Raw genomic sequence first — 21,498 nt, forward strand, 5'->3', positions numbered from 1 at the left:
ATGGATCAGGAACAGACGACGTTCAAGCGGGAGCTGCTGGCGGTTCTGCCAAGCCTGCGCGCCTTCGCCATTTCGCTGATCGGCCGGCACGACCAGGCCGACGATCTCGTGCAGGACACGATCATGAAGGCCTGGGCCAAGCAGGAACAGTTCGAGATGGGCACGAACATGAAGGCCTGGCTCTTCACGATCCTTCGCAACGAGCTTTACAGCAAGATGCGCAAGCGCGGCCGCGAGGTGCAGGATTCCGACGGTCTCTTCACGGAGAACATGGCGCAGCACCCCTCGCAATATGGTTCGCTCGACATGCAGGACTTCAAGAAGGCGCTGGAAAAGCTGCCGGACGAGCAGCGCGAGGCGATCATCCTCGTCGGCGCGTCGGGCTTTTCCTACGAAGAGGCGGCGGAAATCTGCGGCTGCGCGCTCGGCACGATCAAGAGCCGCGTCAATCGTGCCCGCCAGCGCCTGCAGGAGCTCTTGCAGGTGAGCGGCGAAAGCGACTATGGCCCGGATGCGGTCTCGGCGCCGATCACCTCGCGCGCCTTTGCATCATAGGGTACGGAAACACGCGCCGCCTGCGACCATGCGGGCGACGATAGCTGAGGGGGAAAGGGGCGAAGCGCGTCGCAGGCGAAAGCCGAGGGTGAAACCGGACGCGGAATCGCATACCTGAGACGTATGAAGGACAATGTTCTGACAGTATCGTCCGATGTCATAGCGGTTCTGGAGGCGCCAGACCGTCTGGCGGCGCTCGACGCCGCGATGCCGGTCTTCCTCGGCCCGGATCCCGATTTCGACGATATTGCCGGTCTTGCGGCGGGGGTTTTCTCCACGCCGATTTCCCTCGTCACCATTCTCGGGCGCACCGACCAGTGGTTCCTTGCGCGCGAGGGTACGCCGGATATCCGCGCGCCGTCGGATGCCTCCTTCTGCGCGCGCATGATCGCCGAAAGCGCGGATGAACCGCTCATCGTCGCCGATGCCCGTGAGGATGAACGTTTTGCCTGCCTGCCGAGCGTTACCGGCGCACCGTACCTGCGCTTTTATGCAGGCGCGCCGATCATCCTGGAGGGCCAGCCGATCGGCACGGTCTGCGTCTTCGATGTCGAGCCGCACGCGCGTGTCGCCCTGGACCTTCTGCCGCGGCTGAGGCAGCTTGCCTCGCTTGCCGCCTCGCTCATCAAGCTGAAGGACGAGGCCCGGCGGCGCCTGTTGGCCGCCGAGGCGCTTTCGCGTGACGAGAAGCGCCATGCCCTCGCGCTCGATGCGGCCAATGTCGCAAGCTGGCTGTGGGACCTGTCGACGGGCATGGTCTCCGGCAACGAGACCTTCTATCGCATGCTCGGCGTCAAGCCGGCCAGGCCCATGCGGGCGCGCAGGTTCTTCGCCGCGGTGCATCCGGCGGACCGCAAGGCCACCATCGGCCGCCTGCGCGATGCGCTCGCTTCCGGCAAGGAATATGACGGCCTTTTCCGGGCCGCGAAATCCGGCCGCTGGCTGCTCGGGCGCGGGCGCGTGCACGAATGGGATGCGGACGGGCGGCCGACGATTTTCCTCGGCATCAATGTCGACGTCACGGACGGGCAGCTTGCCTCCGAGCGCACGCGGCTTCTGCTGCGCGAGCTCAACCATCGGGTCAAGAACACGCTGGCCATGCTGCAGTCGCTCGCCCGCCAGACCCTTCGCCAGACCAGCGATCCGGTCGAGTTCATGGATGCCTTCGCCGGCCGCCTGCAATCGCTCTCCGAGGCGCATGGCCTGCTCAGTGACCACGAATGGGGCGTCATCCACCTGAAGATGCTGCTGCAGAAGCAGATCATGCCCTATGCGATCGACTTCGACAGCCAGATCGAGATCCACAAGGACGAGGTGGAACTGGGGCCGGACCAGGCGGTTGGCCTCGGCCTCGTCCTGCACGAGCTGGCCACCAATGCCCGCAAATATGGCGCGCTGTCGGTGCGCTCGGGCAAGGTGGTGATCGCCGCCCGCGTGGTGAAGGAAGACGAGCAGCGCGTGCTCAACATGACCTGGCACGAGGTCGGCGGACCGCCGGTCAGGCAGGACGGCAGGCGCGGTTTCGGCTCGGTGCTGATCGAGCGCAGCCTCGACAAGGTGCTCGGCAGCAACGTGCATGTCGAATACCTGCCCAAGGGCGTGACGGCGGTCATCCGCATGCCGCTCTGAGCGGCATGCCTTTTCGCGAAGATCGGGAAGATCAGTCGTCGCCGCGGCGGGATTTCGGCGCGAGCAGGAAGCCGAGCGCGAGCGCAACGGCGGTCGCGGCGAAGGGCTTCTTCATGGCGACGGTGGCGGCCGCCGCCATCAGGTCGCGGCGTGCGGCCAGTTGCTGGCGGCGGATGCGGCGCAGTTCGCGCTCCCGCTTGTTGCGCATGGCGACGACGGCCAGCACGATGAGCGCAAGCAGCAGGAAACCGCCGGCAAGGCCGAAGAGCGCCGACACGGCGCCGTAGTGCTGCGACAGCAGCACGGCGGTGGCGACGACGCCAAGGCCGTAGGCGGTGACCAGCAGGAGGCCGATCGCAGCGCCGGCGATCGCATTGCGCTTGGCGACGTCCATGGTCTCGTCCACCCGGTCGGTGACGCGGGTGACGAGGTTTTGCAGGAGAATGGCCCCCAGTGACAGCATGCCTTTAACGCTCCGCATAGGAAGGGACGCCGGCCGGCGTCCCGGGATGGGAAAGGAAGGGATCAGCGCCGCAGGAGGGCGGCGAGCAGGAAGCCTGCGGCAGCCGCTACGCCGAGCGTTGCGAGCGGATGCTCCTTCACCGCCTTGCGGGCGCGGCGGCCGGAATGGCGATAGCGCTCCTGGAACTCGGCAAGGATGTCCTCGCCGGCAGCGATCATGTCGCGGATGTCGCCTTCCGCGCGGTCCCTCAGACCGTGTGCGGCTTCGCTCGCCTGCGCCTTTGCGGCGCGGGCCTTCTTGCGGATGCCGCTGGCCCCGCTCGATGCGTCGTCGGCGAGCAGCTTGGCGAGGGAGGCGATCTCCGCGCGCAGGTCCGCGATCTGCTCCTCGGCCGCCTGGGCTTCCTCTTGAAGCCCGCTGCGAAGGCTCTTGCTGCGCGATGAAAACAGTCCGTTGGCCATGCCGTTTCTCCTTTTGCGGTCGCCCGCAGATGTGCGGGCCGAACAGCGCTCCACCCCCTTGGCGGAACGGTCTTCCGGGGCAAACAACGGGGATAGGGGAAAAAGGTTCCGTAAGGCGCTGGAAAATCAGGCCGAAGCGGTGTGCGGCAGCACGAAGGGCACGCCGGTGGCGGGCACGCCGTTGATGCGCATGCGGCAGCCGAACACCGCCTCCATCGCATCGTCGGTCATCACCTTGGCGGGCGGGCCGGCGTGCTCGATGCGGCCGCTCTTCATCATCACCATGTGGTCGGCGAACATGGCGGTGAGGTTGAGGTCGTGCATGACCGCGATCACGCCGCCGCCGCCGGCGCAATAGCGCCGGGCGAGGGTCATGATCGTCAACTGGTGGCGGATGTCGAGGGCGGAGACCGGCTCGTCGAGCATCAGGAAGCAGGGCTCGCCGTCGAGCACCGGTTCCCAGATCTGCGAGAGCACGCGGGCGAGCTGCACGCGCTGCTGCTCGCCGCCGGAAAGCTCCTGGTAGAAGCGGCCGGCAAAGCCCGCGAGATCGACGGCGGCGAGCGCCTCCGCGGTGATCGCGTCGATGCGCTCGGCATGGCGGTTCGGGCCGACGGTGAGGCCGAGGCGGACGATCTCGCGCACGGTGAAGGGGAAGGCGATGGTGGCGGCCTGCGGCAGCACCGCGCGCTTGACGGCGAGCTGCCAGGGTTCCAGTGCGGCGAGCGCGTGCCCGTTGATGGCGATCTCGCCCTTGCTCGGCAGTTCGCCGGCGATCGCCTTCATCATGGTCGTCTTGCCGGAGCCGTTCGGGCCGACGATGGCGGTCAGCTCGCCGGCCCTTGCCTCCAGCGACACGCCGTGCACGATGGTCTTGCCCGACAGGCTGACCGTGAGGTTTCTTGCGGTGATCATGGGTCTCTCACCAGCCGTTGCGCGTGCGGTCGCGCAGCAGCACCCAGAGGAAGAACGGGGCGCCGGCCAGCGCCGTGATGATGCCGATCGGCAGCTCGGCGGGCGCGACGATGGTGCGGGCCAGCATGTCCGCGCCGAGCATCAGCACGCCGCCGAAGAGGGCGGAGGCCGGCAGCAGGTAGCGGTGGTCCGGCCCGATGACGATGCGCAGGAGATGCGGCACGACGATGCCGACGAAACCGATGCCGCCGCTGACGGCGACCGAGGCGCCGACCGCGCCGGCGACGGAGACGACGGCGATGTATTTCAGCCGCTGCACCTTGACGCCCATGTGGAAGGCCGCCGCCTCGCCGAGGGTGATCGCATTGAGCCCGCGCGACAGGAACGGCACGACGAGAAGCGCGAGCAGGATGATCGGCCCGGCGGCAAGGAGCTTCGCCCAGGTCATGCCGGAAAGCGAGCCGAGGCTCCAGAAGGTGATGTCGCGCAACTGCTTGTCGTCGGCCATGTAGATGAGGATGCCGGTGATGGCGGCGGCGAGCGCGGAGATCGCGATGCCGGCGAGCAGCATGGTGGCGACGGAGGTCTGCCCGCCGCGCGTGGCGATGCGGTAGAGCAGCAGCGTGGTCAGCAGACCGCCGGCGAAGGCGGCGAGCGGCAGGGCGAAGGCGCCGAGCGCGATCATCACGCCCGCCGGCAGGCTGGCGCCGAGCACGATCATCAGCACCGCGCCGAGCGCCGAGCCGGAGGAGATGCCGACGAGGGCGGGATCGGCGAGCGGGTTGCGGAAGAGGCCCTGCATGACCGCGCCGGACATGGCGAGCGCCGCGCCGATGAGGAAGCCGAGCAGGGCGCGGGGCATGCGGATGTCGAAGACGATGATGCGGTCGCGCATGCTGAGCGCCGTGTCCTCGGCGCCGCTGAAGAGCGCGCCGATGACGTTGAGGGCGGAGGCATCCGAGGCGCCGGTGGCGATCGACAGGGCGAGCGCGACGGCCGAGACGACGACGAGGGCGGCGAGCGTCAGGCGCGCGATCGCCGTCCGGTCGCCGGCCGCCCGGGCGCGGACGGAGCGCATCAGGAAGGAACCGCGTGCACCGTCGCCGCGCACGGCATCATTGAGAGACATTGCCATAGAGTTCTTTGTTGAGGTCGCGGATGGCCGAGGCGGTGCGCGGGCCGAAGCCGAGCAGGTGCAGGCTGTTCATGCGGAGGACCGCCTTGCTGGCGGCGGCCGGCGTCACCGAGATCGCCGGATGGGCGAGGATTTCCTCGTCGCTGCTGCCGGCGGCGGGACGCGTCATGACCATGACGACATCGGGCCTGGCCTTGATGATCGCTTCGTCGGTGAGCGGCTTGTAGCCCTCGAAAGTGCCTTCCGTCGCGTTGATCGCGCCGGCAAGGCCGATGATGCCGTCGGCTGCCGTGTGGCTGCCGGCCGCCATGACCCTGCCGTTCTGGAAGCTGAGGATGAACAGCACGCGCTTGCGCTCGCTTTCCGGCCGCTTGGCGGCATCGGCAATGGCCGCGTCGAGGTCGGCGGCGACCGTCGTCTCCAGTTCCTTCGCCTTGTCCGTCACGCCGAGGAACTTTCCGACGACGTCGATCTTCTTGAGGATTGCCGCGCGGTCATAGCCTTCCGGCACGATCTCGAAGGGAATGCCGGCGCTCTTCAGCACGGCGAGCGCATCCGGCGGGCCGCTGCCTTCGACGGCGAGGATCGCCGTCGGGTTGACGGCGATGACGCCTTCCGGCGAGAGCTGGCGCATATAGCCGACATCGGGAAGCTTCAGCGCGTCCTCGGGGAAGGTGCTGGTCGAGTCGCGGGCGACGAGGCGGTCGCCTTCGCCGAGCGCGTAGACGATCTCCGTCACCGCACCGCCGATCGCCACCAGCTTGGAGCTGTCGACCTGCTGCATCTCCTGGGCGACGGCCTTGCGGATGAAGCCGCTCTGGCCCGGCGCCGCGAACGGCAGGAGCAGGGGGGCGGAGAGGGCGAATACGGTGAGGGCCACTTCCCACGGGCGGGCGCGGCGGAAATCGAAGCTCTTGCTCATGATCGTGGTCCTTCGCGGATAACCGGCGCCTCCCCAATGCGGAAACGCGCCATTCGTCTGTCTCTGCGGCAGCCTCAGGCCGCGGCGCTGTCGGGGCGCGGCAGGCCGTCGAGGATCTCGCGCCAGTCGGCGCGCTCCGTCATGCCTTCCTTGCGCTTGCCGAAGAACTGGATGATCATCTCGCCGCTGGCGTCATAGGCTTCCAGCGAGGTGACATGGCCGTCGACGGTCGGCTTGCGCACCACCCAGCACTCGGCGATGTGGTCCATGCGCAGGTGCATGTGGAAGGTCGGGTCCATGACGTTGAGCCAGGGTCCCATCGGCTGGATGTTCTTGACCGGGCCGGTGTGGATCTGGATCGTGCCATGGTTGCCGACGAAGCACATGATGTCGGCGTCGCGCTCGGCGGCCGCGTGCATCAGGTGGGCGACGGCATCGGCCGCCACCTGGCGGGCGAAATCCTCGCCGACGCTGCGCACGGCGTCCTGGCGGCCGATCTTCAGCTTCTTCAGCATGCCGAAGAACTGGTGGGTATCGGTCATCGCCGCCCAGTTCTCGCGCAGCGCCGCGACGTCCACCGGACCGGTCTCCTCGACCTTCTCCGACACGACCTCGACGAAGTCCTGCGACTGGTCTTCCAGGCGGAAGTCGGCGACGATGGCCTCGTAGGCTTCGAGATTGGAGGCGGGGCGCAGGTGCACCTTGTGCACGGCGACACCGGCCTTGTCGAAGAACTGCAGGCTGCGGCGCACCTGCTCTCCGTCCGTCTTGGTCACGGCAAAGCCGTGGGCCCAGGTGCCGGGGAAGATGCGCAGGTCGATGTTCTCGCCGAGCACGATCGAGGCGTGCTTGCCGGTATTGATCTTCTCGAAGACGCCGATCTTCTCGTGCACCACGCTCTCGTTGCGGGTCAGCGCCATGACCTCGCCGAGCGCTTCCGAACGCTCGAGGAAGCGGTTGGCGTCGCCGTCGATGCGCACCGCCGTCAGCCCCACCTCGGCCGCGACGAGCGCGGCTTCCGAAATGCCGAGCTGTGCGGCGATGTCGCGCTCGCGCATCTTCGGGTTCTCGGCGCGGAAGGCGCGGATTTCGGCGGGGGTCGGGCGGGTCGTGTTGGTCATGGGCTCGGCCTTGATCGAGTTTCCGGTCGTCCGCTCCCGTCCCGGTAAATTTTGTTGGCGGAACAGGGGTTTGACGCGGATTTTGCGTTTACTATCTTGACTTCATTACTCATATTTATCTATGCACGCAATACCGGTGCGATAAAGTCATGTTAATTCTGGCGCCCACCGGCTAGACTGACCGCGGCCGGCGCTCTCGGCCGACCGCAAACCGATAGCGAGACAGGCGAGCCCATGACCGTACGCACCCTTCTTCTTTCCGCGATGCTTTCTGCTGCCGCCCTGACCGGTGCCGTAGCCCAGGAGGCCGCAGCGCCCAAGGGGCTGGACGTGGAGCTGAATGCGCTTGCCGGCTCGCAGAAGGGCTGCCTCTTCACCTTCGTCGCCGCCAACGGTTTTGCACAGGACGTCTCGAAGGTCTCCTTCGAATTCGTCATCTTCAACGACAAGGGCACGGTCGAACGCCTGGCGCTGCTCGATTTCCGAGACCTGCCGGCGGGCAAGTCCAAGGTGCGCCAGTTCGACGTGCCGGGCATCAAGTGCGAGACGGTGAAGAACCTTCTGATCAACGATGCGCCGGTCTGCGAAGGCGAGGGCATCGAGAAGGGCCGCTGCATGGACGGCATCGTGACGCGCAGCAAGGCAACGGCGGGCCTGGAAGGCTGAGCATCGGATACGCGGCACATGAGGCGCCGCGATGCATGAAACGGAATGACGGGTGATATCATGTCTGGAAGCAAGTGGCTCTGGCTCGGCGCGGGCACCCTTTCCCTGCTGGCGCATGCCACCGCGGCCGCGATCCTCACCATGGCGCCGGCGCCGGAGGAAGAGCAGGCGCTGATCGCCGGCGGCGTCGTCGCGGAAGTGGCGATGCTCGGCAACGGCGCCTTCGAGGCTGTGGAATCCGGCAATCCCGAAGACACGATCACGCCCGAGACGATCCAGCCCGACGTCACCGAGCCGGTGCCGCAGGACGTGGCGGAAATCCAGCCGACCGAAATCGAGCCCGAGGTGACCGAGGTGATGACGCCGACGGACCCGATCGTCTCCGAACCGGTCGCAGAACTCGTCGTGCCTTCCGCGGAGGTGGAGATCGCCGCGATTCCGGTGCCCGAAATCAAGCCGGAAATCCAGCCGGATGAAGAGATCAAGCCGGTTCCGGAGGTGAAGAAGGAAGAGCCGGTCAAGAAGGTCGAGCGCAAGAAGCCGCAGGAAAAGCCGATCCGCAAGGCCGGCGAGAAGGGCAAGGCCAAGCAGAACGCGACACGCGGCGAGGTCGACGGCTCGGCGGACGTGAAGACCGCGGCGGTCGGCGGCCAGAAGAAGGGCAATTCGTCGGCGGCCGGCAATGCCGCCGTCACCAACTATCCGGGCAAGGTACGCAACAAGATCAACCGCGCCAAGCGGCGCGTCTCGGGCGGCGACCGCGGCAGCGTGGTGGTGAGCTTCACCGTCAGCGCCAGCGGGGCGGCGAGCGGCATTCGCGTCGCACGCAGTTCGGGCGTCGCCGCGCTCGACAAGGCGGCGGTCGATTCGGTGCAGCGCGCCGCGCCCTTCGCCAAGATCCCGGAGGCCGCCGGCAAATCGTCCTGGGCCTTCAACGTGCCGATCGTCTTCAACTGAGACGCGTTTTCCCGCCGCGCATCGCCCGGCGGGAATTTTTTTGCGGAAAAATATGACTTTCCTAGTCATGTTTATACTTTACTCTGAAACTCATGTTTTGTAGGTTGCCTCCGAACTGAGGCTCCGCCCATGCGGAGTGCCAAAGGGGAAGCGTGCATGAACTACGTGACTGCAGGCCGCGCGGAAGCGGTCTTGAAATCGATGATCGCCGAACGCGACCGGCGCATTGCGGACCTGGAGCGCCAGGTCGCCGCACTCAGGAGGCAGATCGCGGCCCCGCAGGAGACGGCCACGGCAGCAGCCGTGCCGCCGGCGGCCCCGCGGGTCGAGGTACGGGCGCCGCAGGCGCCCCGCAGCGTGGAAGTCACCAAGGTCAAGCGCCGGACGGGCGAAGCGGAGAGGAAGGCGATGCGCGAGAAGCACAGGCAGCAGCAGCAGGCCCGCCAGCAGACGGACGCGGCCGACAAGGCGGATGGCAAGGCGGGGCTCGAAGGGCGCAGCTTCCTCTATGTCGGCGGCCGGGATTGCCAGGTGGCGCATCTGCGCCAGATCGCCAGCTCCTATGGCGCCAACCTCATCCATCACGACGGCGGCCTGCGCGAGGCGGTCTCGCGCATCGACAACGTCCTGCCCTCGGTCGACTGCGTCTTCTGCCCCATCGACTGTATCAGCCATGATGCCTGCATCCGCGTGAAGACGGGCTGCAAGAAGTGGGAAAAAGCCTTCGTGCCGCTGCGCAACGGCAGCAAGTCCTCCTTCGAGCGGGCCCTGCAGAGCATGAGCCAGGGAGACACCACCCAGTGAATGACGAAAGACCCGAAGCCTTCATGATGATCGGCCTGCACAAGCTGGCCGCCCAGAACGGCGACGGCCTCGTGCCGGAACTCTATGCCCTGCTGACGCGCCGTGCGGACATGCTGGAAAGCGAGAATGTCACGGAATTCCCGTTGGCAAGCGCCCGCCCGCCGGCGCGCGCTGCAAGCTTCGAGGGCGCGCCTGCCCTTGAAGCGCGCAACGACAATGTCGTAGCCTTCCCGCAGCCGCGTCGCCTGCGGCGGGATTCGCTCTGACAGGATAGGTCTTCCATGTTCTTCGCCATGAACCGCTTCAAGATCGCCATCGGCCACGAAGAGGCCTTCGAGGCCATCTGGAAGGGGCGGGATTCCAGCCTCAGCGAGATGCCGGGCTTCCAGTCCTTCCATCTCCTCAGGGGCGACACCAATGCGGAGGAGGGCTTCACCCTGTTCGCCTCCCATTCGATCTGGGCGAGCAGGGACGATTTCATCGCCTGGACCAAGTCGGAAAACTTCCGGCAGGCGCACAAGAACGCCGCCGCCGACAAGGGTATCTATCTCGGCCCGCCGAAATTCGAGGGCTTCAGCGTCGTCGAAGGCGCATGAGCGCGGCCGACGACCCCGACCGCATCGAGGTGCTGCCGGTGCTGCCGTCGCTCGATATCGACGAGACGCAGGATTTCTACACGACGCTGCTGGGCTTCGGCGAGATCGTGTACCGGGCGGATGATTACCTCATCGTCCGCCGCTGCCCCGGCATGGAACTGCATTTCCGGCGGACCGACGACCGGACGCTCTGCGAGCGCACCTCCGTCTATCTGCGTGGCGGCGGCATCGGTGACCTTCACCGCGAGTTCAGCGACCGGGGCGTGCCGACACTGTCGCCGATGGAAGTGCAGCCGTGGGACATGGAAGAGTTCTATGTCCACGATCCGCACGGCAATCTTCTCCGCTTCGGCCGCATTCCGAAGCGCTGACCTCAGCTTTCCCTGCGCGGCAGGAAGGCGCCGAGCGCCACCGCCAGCCACCCCGCCATCATGGTGACGCCGCCCGTCGGGGCCGACATCGGGAAGAGCCCGTGCCCGGCGAAATGGCGCAGCACGAGATCGCCGGCAAAGAGCGCGGTGCCGAGGGCAAGCAGCAGGGATGCGAGCCCCGCCGTGCGCAGGCCCGGCCAGGCGGCATGAAGCGCCACCAGCGCAGGCGCATGGGCAAGGCACATGGCGGAGGCGCCGGCCATCAGGCGCGGATCGCTGCCATGCGAGGCCGCGGCGGCGGTGACGACACCCGCCAGCCCCATCAGGCCGGCAACGAGGAGGCTCGCGGAGCGAAGCGAAAACGACATCGGACTATTCCTGGTTCTGCATGTGGTGGGCGAGCCGCGTGACGGGCTCCAGGATGACGGTGCGCAGCCCCTCGCTCGGCACGGTCTCCTCCAGCGCGCGGATGAAACAGAGCAGCCATTCGTCGCGCTCGGCCGGGCCGATCGGCGCGACGAAATGGCGGCGGCGCAGCATGGGGTGGCCGCGCTTTTCCGTATAGAGCGGCGGCCCGCCGAGCCAGCCCGTCAGGTACTCGTAGAGCTTTTCCTCGCTGCCGGAAAGATCCGGCGGATGGATCGCGCGGCAGCGCGCGGCTTCCGGCAATGTGTCCATCAGCACGTAGAAGCGGTGCGTCAGTGCCCTGACGGCCGCATCGCCGCCGATCGCCTCGTAGAGGGTGATCGTCTCGCCTTGGCGTTCCCTGTTGTCGGTCGTGTCCGTCATCGGTTCTTCCCGTTTTTCCGGTCTTAGCGCCCGCATCCGCGGCAGGCAATGCCGGCCCCTTGCCTGCGACGAAGTGCGCGGTCTTTGGGGATTCTCGGCCCGATTGACAAGAAACCGTCCAGACGGTATGTTTTGTCATGAGCAAGGCGCACCACCGCAAGAAACACCCGGAAGCCGTCCGCCAGCAATTGCTGGAGGTCGCGGCGAAGCTGTCGCTGGAGAAGGGTCCCGCGAGCGTGACGCTCGACGCGGTCTCGCAGGCGGCGGGTGTCAGCAAGGGGGGGCTCCTGCACCATTTCCCGAACAAGCTGTCGCTGCTCGACGGCCTGTTCGCCGACCTGACGGAGAAGCTCGACCGGGCGATCGCCGACAGGATGCGCGACGACCCCGAGCCGAAGGGGCGCTTCACCCGTGCCTATATCTCGGTCTTCTTCCTGCCGGAGGGGATTGCCGACGGCGAGAAATGGAAGGTGCTGACCATCGCCCTCATTTCGGAGCCGCATCTGCGCGAGCGCTGGCGACAATGGGTGGAGCGATACCTTGCGGAAAATGTCGGCACGGATTCCGCGCTCGATGCCATGCTGGTGCGCTACGCCGTCGATGGACTCTGGCTTGCCGATCTTCTCGGCTCGCCCACCATGGATGCCGAGGCCCGCGCCGCCATGCTGGACCGGCTGCTGGCGCTGACGCGCTCCTGATCCCCGCTACACATTGCGCCCGCGGGCGCCAGAGAAACGCCATGAACCTCACCGCCGTCTACGCCGTCCTCGTCGTCGCCATCGTCTTCGAAGTGCTGGGCACCTCGGCCATGCAGGCTGCGCAGCATTTCACGCGGGCCGTGCCGACGGCCATGATGGTGGTCTGCTATGCTATCGCCTTCTTCTTTCTCTCCTGGAGCCTGCGTTATGTGCCTGTTGGCATCGCCTATGCCATATGGAGCGGACTCGGCATCGTGCTGATCTCGGCCGTCGGCTATTTCGTCTTCGGCCAGAAGCTCGATCTCGCCGCCATTGTCGGCCTCGGTCTCATCATTGCCGGCGTGCTTGTGTTGAACCTTTTCTCCAAATCGACATTCCACTGAAAGGCGATCGGAATCGTGAAGGCCCCCGCTTGCCAAGAATCGGGTCTGTCTCTATCGATTCCGGCGAATTGAAAGCGGTTTCAATTCTCGGCTTCAGAGGAACGGCACATGGCAATACGCACCATCGTATGGGGTGAGAACATCCACGAGCAGACGAACGAGATCGTGCGCTCGATCTATCCGGACGGCATGCACACCACGATTGCCGAGGCGCTGAACCGCGACCCGGCGATCAGCGCCGCCACCGCGACGCTGCAGGAGCCCGAGCACGGCCTCACCGCGGCGCGGCTTGCCGAGACGGACGTGCTCGTCTGGTGGGGTCACAAGGACCACGGTGCCGTCAGCGACGAGGTGGTCGAGCGCGTGGCGAAGCGGGTCTGGGAAGGCATGGGCCTGCTCGTCCTCCATTCCGGCCATTTCTCGAAGATCTTCAAGCGGCTGATGGGCACGCCCTGCGCCCTGAAATGGCGCGAGGCCGGCGAGCGCGAGCGCCTCTGGGTCATCAATCCGCGCCACCCGATCGCCGAGGGCCTCGGCGAGAACTTCGTGCTGGAAAACGAGGAGATGTACGGCGAGCAGTTCTCCGTGCCGGAACCGCTGGAGACGGTGTTCATCTCCTGGTTCGCCGGCGGCGAGGTTTTCCGGTCCGGCATGACCTGGCGCCGCGGCGCCGGCAACATCTTCTATTTCCGCCCGGGTCACGAGACCTATCCGACCTATCACGATGCCACCGTGCAGAAGGTGCTCGCCAATGGCGTGAAATGGGCCTTCAACCCGCAGGGCACCTACACGGCGATCCATGACGCACCGAACGTGCCGGTCGAAGCGGCGCTGGAGCCGATCATCGAGCGCGGCCCGAAACTGCACGAAGCCGGCGAAGCCGGATATCGCTGAGGAAACCATGCGCCTGCTCGTTCTTGGAACCGGTGGCATGGCCAACACCCATGCCCAGCACTTTGCCGCGATCGACGGCGTCGACCTGGTCGGCGCAGTCGACGTGGACCCTTCGCGCGCCAAGGCCTTTGCCGACACGCACGGCATTCCCAACGTCTTCACCTCGCTGGAGGACGCCATTGCCTGGAACGGCTTCGACGCCGCCACCAACGTGACGCCCGACCGCGCCCACCACCCGACCACCCTGGCGCTGCTGGCGGCGGGCAAGCATGTCATGTGCGAGAAGCCGCTGGCGGAAAACTACGCCAAGGCGGATGAGATGGCGCGCGCCGCCGAGGCCTCCGGCCTCGTCACCATGGTGAATCTCACCTACCGCAACGTGGCGCCCCTGCAGAAGGCGCGGGCGATGGTGCTGGCCGGCGAACTCGGCCATGTGCGCCATGTCGAGGCCTCCTACCTGCAAAGCTGGCTCGTCTCCAAGGCCTGGGGCAACTGGGCGACGGAAAGCCAGTGGCTCTGGCGGCTTTCCACCCGGCACGGCTCGAACGGCGTGCTCGGCGATGTCGGCATCCACATCCTCGACTTTGCCAGCTATGGCGCGGCGAGCGGGGTGGAGCATGTCTTCGCGCGGCTGCGGGCCTTCGACAAGGCGCCGGACAACCGCATCGGCGAATACGACCTCGACGCCAATGACAGTTTCACCATGACCGTCGATTTTTCCAACGGTGCGCTCGGCGTCATCCATGCGAGCCGCTGGGCGACCGGCCATCTCAATGAGCTGCGCCTGCGCATGCATGGCGACAGGGGCGCCCTGGAGGTCATCCACACGCCCGAAGGATCCCGTCTGCGCGGCTGCCTCGGCGAGGATGTCGAGCAGGCGGTCTGGCGGGAACTCGATCCCGGCACGGTGCCGACGAACTACGAGCGCTTCGCCGCCGCCGTGGCGAGGGGCGAACAGGTCGAGCCCGGCTTCCGCCATGCAGCCGAGCTGCAGAAGGTTCTCGACCTTGCGATCGAGACCGAGAAGGAACGCCGCGAGCTGGCGGTCTGATCTCAGGCCGGGGCAGGACCGGTCGATCCGCGAATGCGGAAGTCGACGGGCCAGATCTCCTGCAAGGCCTCGGGCGTCTCGCCCTGCAGCAGCCGCAGGACCATGTCGCCGATCCGCTCGCCCGCCGCGCGGATCGGCGATTGCGTCGTGGTGACCGACGGCACGAGGTTGTCGGGGCTGAGATAGGGGAAGACGTCGTCATGCGCGATGAGCGAGACGTCCTCGCCCAAGGCAAGCCCCGCGATGCGGATCGCCCGCATGGCGCCGAGCGCCGACATCATCGAACCGGCGATGACCGCCGTCGGCGGGGCGGGGAGGGCGAGGAAGGCCTGCATCAGCCGGAAGCCGGTCTCGTCGGTAAATTCGCCGTGGCCGATGAGGGCCGGGTCGACGGCCAGTCCGCGGGCCTCCAGCGTCGTGCGGTAGCCGCTGTCGCGGTCCGAGGCGTAGGTGCTGACCGTATCGCCGTTGATGAGCGCGATGCGCCGGTGGCCGAGATCGGCAAGATAGCCCGTCGCCGTCTCGATCGCCCCGAAATTGTCGATGTCGAGAAAGGCGAAGGGCTTTTCCGCCGTGCTGCGCCCGTGCACGATGAAGGGCAGCTCCAGCGCCTGCAGGAGCGCGATGCGGGCATCCGAGCAGGCCGGTGTGTGCACGATCACCGCGTCCACCCGCTTGCTGGCGGCAAGCCGGCGATAGGCGGCCGCCTCGTCCGCTTCCGTCTCGACGGTCGAGACGAGAATGTCGATGCCGTCCTCCTGCAATCGGGTGGAGAGCCCGCCCATGAACTCGCTGGAATGCGGCCCGAAGCGCCCGCCGCCCTGGAAGACGATGCCGATCGCGCCGGCCCGCCCGGTCGCCAGCCGCTGCGCGCTGATGTTCGGCCGGTAGCCGAGCTTTTCCGCCGCCTCCAGCACGCGCCGCCGCGTCTCGGGCCGCACCTCCGGATAGCCGCTCATCGCCCGGCTGACGGTGGTCTGCGAAAGGCCGATGCGGGCCGCAAATTCCTTGAGGTTCATCCTGCGTCCCTGGCGCGGCCGGTTTGTTGCGGGGGCATTTATGAACCGTCCGGCCCAGGGCGGCAAGCCGACCGGCAGGTCGCGCTTGCGAAAGAAGCCACGCGCCCGGCAGTTCGTTCCGGTTGTAAAATCAGCTTGAATTCCTGAAATAGCACGCTAGAGTGAAAAAATTAACGATAAGGTTGTGCCGGCGCACGGTTGCGTTCGGTGAATTGGTCTTTGTGAAGTTGCGGTCAGGTGATGAGCCTGACCTTATTGCATTTTCCTCCCGGGCGGGGGCAGCCCGGACAGCATCTGGTGATGGTTTTCGGGGGAATGTCATGCAGGCGGGCTTGGACTTGCCGGCTGCAACGGGTTCGTCTGCGCGACTGGATCTGCAGCCTCAAAATCGTGGCACACCGGCGCGGGGATGGCTCTGGCGGACGCGGCGGCAGCGGGTTGCTGGACGAGCGGGCGCGCCGTTTGTCTATTCCAGGGGAGAGGCCGGCCGGCGGCCGTGTTATCTGCGCGTCCTGGAGCGCCTGTTCGGTGCGCGCCGGGCAGGTTTGCGCGATGTGCTCTTTTCCCGCGCCCCCGTCCTGTTCCTGATGGTGGAGGAGGCCTTCCTGCTCTATGTCGCAGCCGCTCTGCTGCGGGCGCTGACCGGGCGGCGGACGGTGGGCCTGCTGCTGCGGCCGATGCCGCTATCGGTCTCGTCCCGCCGCGCCTGTCGCTGGAAACGGGCGGTCCTCGGCTGGCTGAAGCGTTTTCGCGCCATCCACACCTTGACCATCCTTCCCTTCAGCGTGTTCCCGGCCTTTTCCGCGATCGCGAAGGGCTGGATCTACGATTTCCAGCTCTGGGACCTGACGGATGCGGAGCGCGAGGCGGTGGAACTGCTGCGTGGCGAGCGGCATCCGGGCGAGCGGCTGGTCCTGACGGCGATCGGCACGCAGAACCGCCGCAAGGGTTTTGACCTCTTTACGGACAGCTATGTGCGCGTCGCCGCCCTCAGGACACGTTTCCAGTTCATTTCCTGCGGCAGGATAGAGCCGATGGTGGACGCCTATGCGGCGGCCTTCCGCGAGGCGGGCGGCGTTGCGGTGAACCGCAGCGTGTCGGATGCCGAACTGCTCGGCGCCTATGCCGCGAGCGATGCGATCTGGTGCTTCTACCCGCCTTTTGGCGATCACGCCTCGGGGGTGCTCGGACGGGCGTCGCAGCTCGGCATCCCGGCCGTCGTGCGCTACGGCTCCGTTGCCCATCGCCTGTGCATCGTCGAGAACATCCCGCATGTGTCGGCGACAGCGGACGGTATCGCCGAGCGCCTGGCCGGTCCGCTACCACCGCGCGACGAAGCCCGCGGCCGCCTTGCCGCCAATCGCTTCGCCCGGCAGAGCGAGGCGACGCTGCGCAGCGCCCTCGGCCTTGCGAGCCCCAACCCGCCGGCACAGCCGTAAGACCCGCGGGGCGCGACATTGGCGACGATGGTTCCTGGTTGCCAGCCCGGCTTTCAGGTGCCGGTGCCCTGCGTCGGAGCCAATGTCGACAATGCTTCGCGAAGCGTCCCTGCCCAGGGGATCTGGTTGTCCGGTCTGGTTCTACGGATCGACGGGGCTTGAAGGAGCAATCGCGCAGGAAACCGCGCTGGCCGGATAACGACCTCCGGCTCGCAGACCATGCCGGCGGAACAGCCCTGCGGGCGAGCGGATCAGCTACCCGGCCCGATCTCGGTCCGGTCGTGCGGCGTGAAAAGCTCGACCGGCTCGGCCACGCCGCGCAAGACATGAAACCCGAGGCTCTCGGGCGGATCGTCCAGCGCCCGGGCCACGGCGGCGGTCATGAGGATCGGGCGTCCGAGCGGCTTGGTCAGCCCCTCCACCCGGCTGGCCGCATTGACGGCCTTGCCGATCACCGTGAAGTCCAGCCGCTCCGGCGCGCCCATATTGCCGAAGAACACCTCGCCGATATGAAGCCCGATGCCCGAGTGGAGCGGACGCCAGCCCGCGACGCTCTCCAGCTCCGGCGGCGGCGCCCGATCGATCCCGGCGACCGCCGCACCGGCCGCCTGCGCGGCAGCAACGGCAGCTTGCGCCGCGCTGCCTTCCGGATAGGCACGGTCCAGCGGAAAGACGGCGAGCAGCCCGTCGCCGATGAACTTCAGCACCTCGCCGCCATGGTCGACGACGGTCCCGGCCATGGCCGAGAAATAGGCGTTCAGCACCGACAGCATGTCCTTCGCGTCCAGCCGGTCGGAAAGATCGGTGAAGCCGCGCAGGTCCGACATCCAGATCACCGCCTCGATCCGTCGTCCCTCGCCGCGCCGGATGGTTCCCTCGAACACCTGCCGTCCCGCCTCGGCGCCGAGATAGGTGTCGAGGACATTGGCGGCGATGCACAGCGCGATGTGGCGCTCCACATGCAGGGCCAGAAGGCGCAGCAACCGTTGCAGCAGACGATAAGCGTCGGGCGAGAAGCCGCCCTCCGTCCGCGTGGCGATGGTGGCCACGTTGTGATAGCCGCTGCCGCCGAGCGGCAATGCGAGATAGTCCGTGATGCCGAGCGCGCGCAGGTCGTCGACGAGGGTGAAGCGCTCCGCCGTCGCCGGATCGGCCGGGTCGAGCCGAAGCGGTCCGCCGGTGCGGAAGACCTCCGCCAGCGGGCTGCGCAGGAAGGCCTCGTCGCGCAACACGTCCTCGCCGACCTGGATCTCGTCGCAAAGCCCGTCGGCGATGTTCCAGTTCCAGGCAAAACCATAAAGCTGTGGGTGCAGCGTGCCCACATGCAGGCTGGCGCGGTCGAGCGGTAGGCCCGCGGCCACCAGTTGCCAGACGAACGCCTCGAACAGCGCCATCAGGCTGTCGATGCGCCCCGCGTCCTCCAGCAACCAGGTCTCGACCCCGGCGGCATCCTGCATCGCCGGTGCGCAGGCGCGCCCGCGCGCCGAGCGCGCCTTAAGGCGAACCGATGCGGGGTATTTCCGCGGGGCCGGGTCAATGGTGCGGGAGAGGGGCGCCATGAAAACTCCTTTGCCGGGCCGGCGGACCCGCGGCGGGCGATCCTCAGTCCGGGCGCAGCGCCGCCAGTGCGCTGCGCGCCTCGATCATGTCGGCGGTGGTCGCGCCGAGCCGCCGCGCCAGTTCCCGGATGATCTCGATCGCGATGGTCGGATTGTCAAGCAGCAGCTGCACCAGCGTGCCGCGTCCGATCCGCAGCACCTCCAGCGGCTCGGAGGCACGCACCGTCGCGGTGCGGATACCCTCGCCGAAGGCCGCCAGCTCGCCCACCAAGGCGCTGACGCCCAGATCGGCGACCTTGATCTCGCCGGCCGCGCTGGCGACGAGGACCTCGGCCCGCCCGCTCAGCACGACATAGGCGCTGTCGCCCTCGTCGCCCTTGTGGAAGAGCGCCTCGCCCGCGCCGTAGCGTATCCGCTCGCTGCTGAAGGCCAGCTGGCGCAGCTTGGCAGGCTCCACCCGGGCAAACAGGGCGACGTCGCGCAGCGCCCGAACCTCGTCATTCAGCGACATGAGAAGCCTCCTTCGGGATGGCAGGGCAGATGGCGACGGGCATGGTCATTGCCCGGCCTCCTGCAGCATCGGATACTTCGCGGAGAGTGCTGCGAACGGGGCGTCGTCGGCAAGCTTTCCATCCCCGAACACCACCACGCGTCTAAACAGTGCGGCCAGGCCTGGGCTGGACAGCGCCCAGACGATGCTGCGGCGCTCGGCGCCATCGCGCAGCAGGTCCAGCACGTTGGCGATGATGGCGGCCTGGCCGCGCCGGTCGACCCCGGACAATGGCCGGTTGAACACGTAGAGATCCGACCGGCGCAGCAGACCGCGGGCCAGGTTGAACTTCTGGCGCTGCTGGAAGGACAGCCGCCGCCCGCCCGTCCCCGCATCGTAGTCGAGCCCGAGCGCGATGATCTCGCGGATCAGTCCGTGCTCCTCGAGCAGCGCCGTCACGGTCGCGCGAATCTGGGCCTGGGCGTCGTGGCTGCTTCGGCCGATCTTGCCGAAGACGATGTTGTCGAGAAGGCTGGCCGAGCCGGTGTAGCGCAGGGGATCGTAGGGTTCGACCCCCAGTTCCGGCACCGAGGGCAGCTCCTCGCGCAGCCGGTGGCGGGTCTCGACGATCTGCGCCATGATCGCGGGCGTCAGAAGCTCGAAGCGGTAGCGCGGCTCGACATAGTGGAAGCTCAGCTGGATCAGCTCGCGCTGGTGCTCGAATGCGCTTTCGGCAAAGCCGGCCTCGCCGACCCGCGCCAGCGTGGTGCGCAAGCGCGCCACGTCCTCGGCGGTGAAGGGCATGTCGTTGAACAGCGCGTGATCGGCTGGCAGGTCGCCGAAAATCTCGGCGATGTTGCGCGCCGCCTCGCGCCCCAGATCGAAGAGGATGGCGGCGGTGCCGCTGTCGTCGACGATGCCGCGCAGCGTCGCGGTATCGGCGATCAGGCGGCGCGCGTCCGCATCGCTGGCGATCACGCCGAAGAGCAGGTTCTCGAGGATCGTCGCCTCGCTGTTGTAGGCATCGGGGTCGAAGGGCAGGACCAGCCCGCTCTTGCCCTCTTCGGCCAAGCGTGCGCGCAGGGCCGCGCGAAGCTCCACCAGCCGGGCGGCGAGCTCCGGTTTCCGGGCGGGGTCGAGCGGCGACTGCAGCGCGAACTGGATCACGTCGCCACGCAGCTGCACCGCCGTCAGCACCTCGATGACCGGGTCCATCAGATCGCCGCCGCCCCGGTTCACCAGGCCATAGTCCACCCAGTCGGCATGGATGTCGTAGTCGACATTGCCCGCTGCGCGGGCCTCCTTGACCTGCCAGGCCCGGTCTTCCGTCGCGTCGCCTTCGCCCGGGGCGTGCTTCAGCCCGTAGAGCAGGTTGTCGCGCAGCGTGCCCTGAAAGAAGTAGCTCTCCTCGGCGATATAGGTGATGGCCCGGCCGCTCACCGCATCCGGCAGGTCGAGAAGGTTCTGCCCGCCGGCGATGATCCGGCCGCCATCGGGCCAGAACATCCGTCCGATCGCCGCGGTTACCGTTTCGGCATCGACGCCGTTCTCGTTGACCAGCGCGATGGTCTCGCCATCGCCGACGTGCAGCGTCGCATGCGCCAGCAGCGCCGTTCCCGCATCGTCGTTGATGGTCAGATCACGGATCTCCAGTGGCAGCACCGGCCGGTCGGCGCTGCGCGTCAGCGCCTGGGCCTCGGGGGAGAGCAGGGCGTCGGAGCGGAACTGGTCGACGACCTGTTCGTATTTCACCTGCACGTCCTGGCGGGCCTGGTCCCAGTCGATCAGCTCCTTCAACGGTCCCGGCAGGTCGCGATAGGCGGCGATGACCGCGACCAGCTGGCCGACGTCGAGCGAGCCGCGGATCGCCAGCCAGCCGCCGATCAGATAGAAGAAGAAGGGCGTGAGCTGTGCGAGGAAGTTGTTGATGAATTTCACCATGAACTTCCACTGGTAGAGGTCGTACCGGATCTGGAAAATCCGGCCCAGCCGGTGGGAGACGTCGGCCCGCTCGTAGTTCGAGGTGTCGAAGGCCCGGATGGCGCCGACCCCTTCGGCAAGCTCGCTGACCCGGCCGGAGAGCTGGCGCGCGGTCAGCTGGCGCTGCCGGCCGAGCGTGATGAGGCGCTGGCGCATCCGGGGGATGATGCCGATCTGGATCGTCGCCATCACCGCGGCGATCATGCCCAGCCAGACATTCTGCACCAGGATGAAGACCAGTGCCGCCAGCGCCTGCGCGCCGAGCAGCGCCGGCTGCACGAAGGCATCGCCCGAGAAACCGCCGAGCGGCTCGACCTCGTCCTTCACCATCGACGCGATCTCGGCCGGCTTCATCCGCCGGAGGTTCGCCGGCGGGAAGCGCAGCAACCGGTCGACCAGCTCGTAGCGGATCCGGCGCAGGAGCCTTTCGCCCAGGCGTCCCTTGTAGGTGCTTATGTAGAGCTTGAAGAGCCCATTGACGATCACCAGCCCGAGGAAGATGAGGCGTAAGCGGGTAGGCCACCCCACGTAGCGGATTTTCGGTTTGAGGCTCATTTTCCTCGTGAATCACGAGGAGAGTCATATGAGCGACAAGGTGAGT

At 67.1% G+C, this 21,498-nt stretch carries 25 protein-coding genes; 13 read left to right on the forward strand and 12 right to left on the reverse strand.

What is annotated here, in order from left to right:
• Complete coding sequence (locus EV665_RS22635) at positions 1–555, forward strand: RNA polymerase sigma factor (RefSeq protein ID WP_024270843.1); 555 nt, start codon at positions 1–3, stop codon at positions 553–555.
• A 123-nt stretch (positions 556–678) separates the two neighbouring features.
• Positions 679–2,184: a sensor histidine kinase gene (locus tag EV665_RS22640; RefSeq protein WP_133035790.1), complete on the forward strand. Its 1,506-nt coding sequence runs from the start codon at positions 679–681 to the stop codon at positions 2,182–2,184.
• Between the two features lie 31 nt (positions 2,185–2,215).
• Here EV665_RS22640 and EV665_RS22645 read toward each other — a convergent pair whose 3' ends face one another.
• The 6 genes from EV665_RS22645 to EV665_RS22670 all read right to left on the reverse strand — a co-directional run bounded on the left by EV665_RS22645 (position 2,216) and on the right by EV665_RS22670 (position 7,201).
• Entirely contained in the window at positions 2,216–2,647 is a 432-nt protein-coding gene (locus EV665_RS22645) for a hypothetical protein (RefSeq protein ID WP_133035791.1), read from the reverse strand.
• 62 nt (positions 2,648–2,709) lie between these two features.
• Positions 2,710–3,108 carry a glycine zipper domain-containing protein gene (locus tag EV665_RS22650; protein ID WP_133035792.1) on the reverse strand — a complete coding sequence of 133 codons (399 nt, stop codon included), beginning with the start codon at positions 3,106–3,108 and terminating at the stop codon, positions 2,710–2,712.
• 126 nt (positions 3,109–3,234) lie between these two features.
• Complete coding sequence (locus EV665_RS22655) at positions 3,235–4,023, reverse strand: heme ABC transporter ATP-binding protein (protein ID WP_064330980.1); 789 nt, start codon at positions 4,021–4,023, stop codon at positions 3,235–3,237.
• A gap of 7 nt (positions 4,024–4,030) precedes the next feature.
• Complete coding sequence (locus EV665_RS22660) at positions 4,031–5,152, reverse strand: FecCD family ABC transporter permease (RefSeq protein WP_064330979.1); 1,122 nt, start codon at positions 5,150–5,152, stop codon at positions 4,031–4,033.
• Complete coding sequence (locus EV665_RS22665; RefSeq protein ID WP_133035793.1) at positions 5,139–6,080, reverse strand: heme/hemin ABC transporter substrate-binding protein; 942 nt, start codon at positions 6,078–6,080, stop codon at positions 5,139–5,141. The genes EV665_RS22660 and EV665_RS22665 overlap by 14 nt, the downstream gene beginning before the upstream one ends.
• 74 nt (positions 6,081–6,154) lie before the next feature.
• Positions 6,155–7,201 (reverse strand): hemin-degrading factor, encoded by a 1,047-nt coding sequence (locus tag EV665_RS22670; protein ID WP_133035794.1) that lies wholly within the window; start codon positions 7,199–7,201, stop codon positions 6,155–6,157.
• Positions 7,202–7,435: 234 nt separating this feature from the next.
• Here EV665_RS22670 and EV665_RS22675 point away from each other — a divergent pair, with 234 nt between their 5' ends.
• The 6 genes from EV665_RS22675 (at position 7,436) to EV665_RS22700 (ending at position 10,595) form a co-directional block, all read left to right on the forward strand.
• The gene (locus EV665_RS22675; protein WP_133035795.1) at positions 7,436–7,867 is read left to right on the forward strand and encodes a hypothetical protein; all 432 of its coding nucleotides are present in this window, start codon (positions 7,436–7,438) and stop codon (positions 7,865–7,867) included.
• Positions 7,868–7,927: 60 nt separating this feature from the next.
• Positions 7,928–8,824, forward strand: a complete 897-nt coding sequence (locus EV665_RS22680) for an energy transducer TonB family protein (protein WP_064332607.1) — start codon at positions 7,928–7,930, stop codon at positions 8,822–8,824.
• Positions 8,825–9,232: 408 nt separating this feature from the next.
• Complete coding sequence (locus tag EV665_RS22685; protein WP_064332606.1) at positions 9,233–9,628, forward strand: DUF2325 domain-containing protein; 396 nt, start codon at positions 9,233–9,235, stop codon at positions 9,626–9,628.
• The gene (locus tag EV665_RS22690) at positions 9,625–9,894 is read left to right on the forward strand and encodes a hypothetical protein (RefSeq protein WP_064330975.1); all 270 of its coding nucleotides are present in this window, start codon (positions 9,625–9,627) and stop codon (positions 9,892–9,894) included. The genes EV665_RS22685 and EV665_RS22690 overlap by 4 nt, the downstream gene beginning before the upstream one ends.
• Positions 9,895–9,909: 15 nt before the next feature.
• Positions 9,910–10,224 (forward strand): heme-degrading protein HmuQ, encoded by a 315-nt coding sequence (gene hmuQ, locus EV665_RS22695; RefSeq protein WP_133035796.1) that lies wholly within the window; start codon positions 9,910–9,912, stop codon positions 10,222–10,224.
• A complete protein-coding gene (locus tag EV665_RS22700) occupies positions 10,221–10,595 on the forward strand; it encodes a bleomycin resistance protein (protein ID WP_133035797.1) in 375 nt (124 codons plus the stop codon). The genes hmuQ and EV665_RS22700 overlap by 4 nt, the downstream gene beginning before the upstream one ends.
• A gap of 2 nt (positions 10,596–10,597) precedes the next feature.
• Here EV665_RS22700 and EV665_RS22705 read toward each other — a convergent pair whose 3' ends face one another.
• Both EV665_RS22705 and EV665_RS22710 read right to left on the reverse strand, forming a co-directional pair.
• Positions 10,598–10,963 (reverse strand): DUF423 domain-containing protein, encoded by a 366-nt coding sequence (locus EV665_RS22705; RefSeq protein ID WP_133035798.1) that lies wholly within the window; start codon positions 10,961–10,963, stop codon positions 10,598–10,600.
• A 4-nt stretch (positions 10,964–10,967) separates the two neighbouring features.
• Positions 10,968–11,384 carry a group II truncated hemoglobin gene (locus EV665_RS22710; RefSeq protein WP_064330971.1) on the reverse strand — a complete coding sequence of 139 codons (417 nt, stop codon included), beginning with the start codon at positions 11,382–11,384 and terminating at the stop codon, positions 10,968–10,970.
• Positions 11,385–11,521: 137 nt separating this feature from the next.
• Between EV665_RS22710 and EV665_RS22715 the strand changes: the two genes are divergently transcribed.
• From EV665_RS22715 to EV665_RS22730, 4 genes are all read left to right on the forward strand, one after another.
• Positions 11,522–12,082 carry a TetR/AcrR family transcriptional regulator gene (locus EV665_RS22715; RefSeq protein WP_133035799.1) on the forward strand — a complete coding sequence of 187 codons (561 nt, stop codon included), beginning with the start codon at positions 11,522–11,524 and terminating at the stop codon, positions 12,080–12,082.
• A gap of 41 nt (positions 12,083–12,123) precedes the next feature.
• Entirely contained in the window at positions 12,124–12,465 is a 342-nt protein-coding gene (locus tag EV665_RS22720; protein ID WP_064330969.1) for an SMR family transporter, read from the forward strand.
• A gap of 108 nt (positions 12,466–12,573) precedes the next feature.
• Entirely contained in the window at positions 12,574–13,359 is a 786-nt protein-coding gene (locus EV665_RS22725; protein ID WP_133035800.1) for a ThuA domain-containing protein, read from the forward strand.
• A gap of 7 nt (positions 13,360–13,366) precedes the next feature.
• Positions 13,367–14,410, forward strand: coding sequence for a Gfo/Idh/MocA family protein (locus tag EV665_RS22730; protein ID WP_133035801.1), 1,044 nt, complete (start codon positions 13,367–13,369; stop codon positions 14,408–14,410).
• A gap of 2 nt (positions 14,411–14,412) precedes the next feature.
• Here the strand turns inward: EV665_RS22730 and EV665_RS22735 are convergent, their stop codons facing one another.
• Complete coding sequence (locus tag EV665_RS22735) at positions 14,413–15,429, reverse strand: LacI family DNA-binding transcriptional regulator (RefSeq protein WP_133035802.1); 1,017 nt, start codon at positions 15,427–15,429, stop codon at positions 14,413–14,415.
• Between the two features lie 554 nt (positions 15,430–15,983).
• On the opposite strand from EV665_RS22735, the gene EV665_RS22740 reads away from it, so the two are divergent.
• On the forward strand, positions 15,984–16,868 hold the full coding sequence (locus EV665_RS22740; RefSeq protein ID WP_133035803.1) for a hypothetical protein: 885 nt from the start codon (positions 15,984–15,986) through the stop codon (positions 16,866–16,868).
• 251 nt (positions 16,869–17,119) lie between these two features.
• Here EV665_RS22740 and EV665_RS22745 read toward each other — a convergent pair whose 3' ends face one another.
• From EV665_RS22745 to EV665_RS22755, 3 genes are read right to left on the reverse strand one after another with little or no spacing between them, the layout of a single operon-like run.
• Complete coding sequence (locus EV665_RS22745) at positions 17,120–18,427, reverse strand: adenylate/guanylate cyclase domain-containing protein (protein ID WP_133035804.1); 1,308 nt, start codon at positions 18,425–18,427, stop codon at positions 17,120–17,122.
• Between the two features lie 43 nt (positions 18,428–18,470).
• A complete protein-coding gene (locus tag EV665_RS22750) occupies positions 18,471–18,938 on the reverse strand; it encodes a cyclic nucleotide-binding domain-containing protein (protein ID WP_133035805.1) in 468 nt (155 codons plus the stop codon).
• A gap of 45 nt (positions 18,939–18,983) precedes the next feature.
• Entirely contained in the window at positions 18,984–21,452 is a 2,469-nt protein-coding gene (locus EV665_RS22755) for an ABC transporter transmembrane domain-containing protein (RefSeq protein WP_133035806.1), read from the reverse strand.
• Positions 21,453–21,498 lie beyond the last annotated feature (46 nt).

Source organism: Shinella granuli (assembly GCF_004341885.1).
Lineage (GTDB): Bacteria > Pseudomonadota > Alphaproteobacteria > Rhizobiales > Rhizobiaceae > Shinella > Shinella granuli.

Bases quoted from the DNA above. Each gene is read 5' to 3' on its own strand.
- EV665_RS22750 (WP_133035805.1), bottom strand. From the start codon at position 18,938: ATGTCGCTGAATGACGAGGTTCGGGCGCTGCGCGACGTCGCCCTGTTT.
- EV665_RS22725 (WP_133035800.1), top strand. From the start codon at position 12,574: ATGGCAATACGCACCATCGTATGGGGTGAGAACATCCACGAGCAGACG.
- EV665_RS22700 (WP_133035797.1), top strand. From the start codon at position 10,221: ATGAGCGCGGCCGACGACCCCGACCGCATCGAGGTGCTGCCGGTGCTG.
- EV665_RS22715 (WP_133035799.1), top strand. From the start codon at position 11,522: ATGAGCAAGGCGCACCACCGCAAGAAACACCCGGAAGCCGTCCGCCAG.
- EV665_RS22745 (WP_133035804.1), bottom strand. From the start codon at position 18,427: ATGGCGCCCCTCTCCCGCACCATTGACCCGGCCCCGCGGAAATACCCC.
- EV665_RS22670 (WP_133035794.1), bottom strand. From the start codon at position 7,201: ATGACCAACACGACCCGCCCGACCCCCGCCGAAATCCGCGCCTTCCGC.
- EV665_RS22710 (WP_064330971.1), bottom strand. From the start codon at position 11,384: ATGACGGACACGACCGACAACAGGGAACGCCAAGGCGAGACGATCACC.
- hmuQ (WP_133035796.1), top strand. From the start codon at position 9,910: ATGTTCTTCGCCATGAACCGCTTCAAGATCGCCATCGGCCACGAAGAG.
- EV665_RS22730 (WP_133035801.1), top strand. From the start codon at position 13,367: ATGCGCCTGCTCGTTCTTGGAACCGGTGGCATGGCCAACACCCATGCC.
- EV665_RS22735 (WP_133035802.1), bottom strand. From the start codon at position 15,429: ATGAACCTCAAGGAATTTGCGGCCCGCATCGGCCTTTCGCAGACCACC.
- EV665_RS22755 (WP_133035806.1), bottom strand. From the start codon at position 21,452: ATGAGCCTCAAACCGAAAATCCGCTACGTGGGGTGGCCTACCCGCTTA.
- EV665_RS22720 (WP_064330969.1), top strand. From the start codon at position 12,124: ATGAACCTCACCGCCGTCTACGCCGTCCTCGTCGTCGCCATCGTCTTC.
- EV665_RS22705 (WP_133035798.1), bottom strand. From the start codon at position 10,963: ATGTCGTTTTCGCTTCGCTCCGCGAGCCTCCTCGTTGCCGGCCTGATG.
- EV665_RS22645 (WP_133035791.1), bottom strand. From the start codon at position 2,647: ATGCTGTCACTGGGGGCCATTCTCCTGCAAAACCTCGTCACCCGCGTC.
- EV665_RS22660 (WP_064330979.1), bottom strand. From the start codon at position 5,152: ATGTCTCTCAATGATGCCGTGCGCGGCGACGGTGCACGCGGTTCCTTC.
- EV665_RS22665 (WP_133035793.1), bottom strand. From the start codon at position 6,080: ATGAGCAAGAGCTTCGATTTCCGCCGCGCCCGCCCGTGGGAAGTGGCC.
- EV665_RS22675 (WP_133035795.1), top strand. From the start codon at position 7,436: ATGACCGTACGCACCCTTCTTCTTTCCGCGATGCTTTCTGCTGCCGCC.
- EV665_RS22680 (WP_064332607.1), top strand. From the start codon at position 7,928: ATGTCTGGAAGCAAGTGGCTCTGGCTCGGCGCGGGCACCCTTTCCCTG.
- EV665_RS22655 (WP_064330980.1), bottom strand. From the start codon at position 4,023: ATGATCACCGCAAGAAACCTCACGGTCAGCCTGTCGGGCAAGACCATC.
- EV665_RS22650 (WP_133035792.1), bottom strand. From the start codon at position 3,108: ATGGCCAACGGACTGTTTTCATCGCGCAGCAAGAGCCTTCGCAGCGGG.
- EV665_RS22640 (WP_133035790.1), top strand. From the start codon at position 679: ATGAAGGACAATGTTCTGACAGTATCGTCCGATGTCATAGCGGTTCTG.
- EV665_RS22635 (WP_024270843.1), top strand. From the start codon at position 1: ATGGATCAGGAACAGACGACGTTCAAGCGGGAGCTGCTGGCGGTTCTG.
- EV665_RS22685 (WP_064332606.1), top strand. From the start codon at position 9,233: ATGCGCGAGAAGCACAGGCAGCAGCAGCAGGCCCGCCAGCAGACGGAC.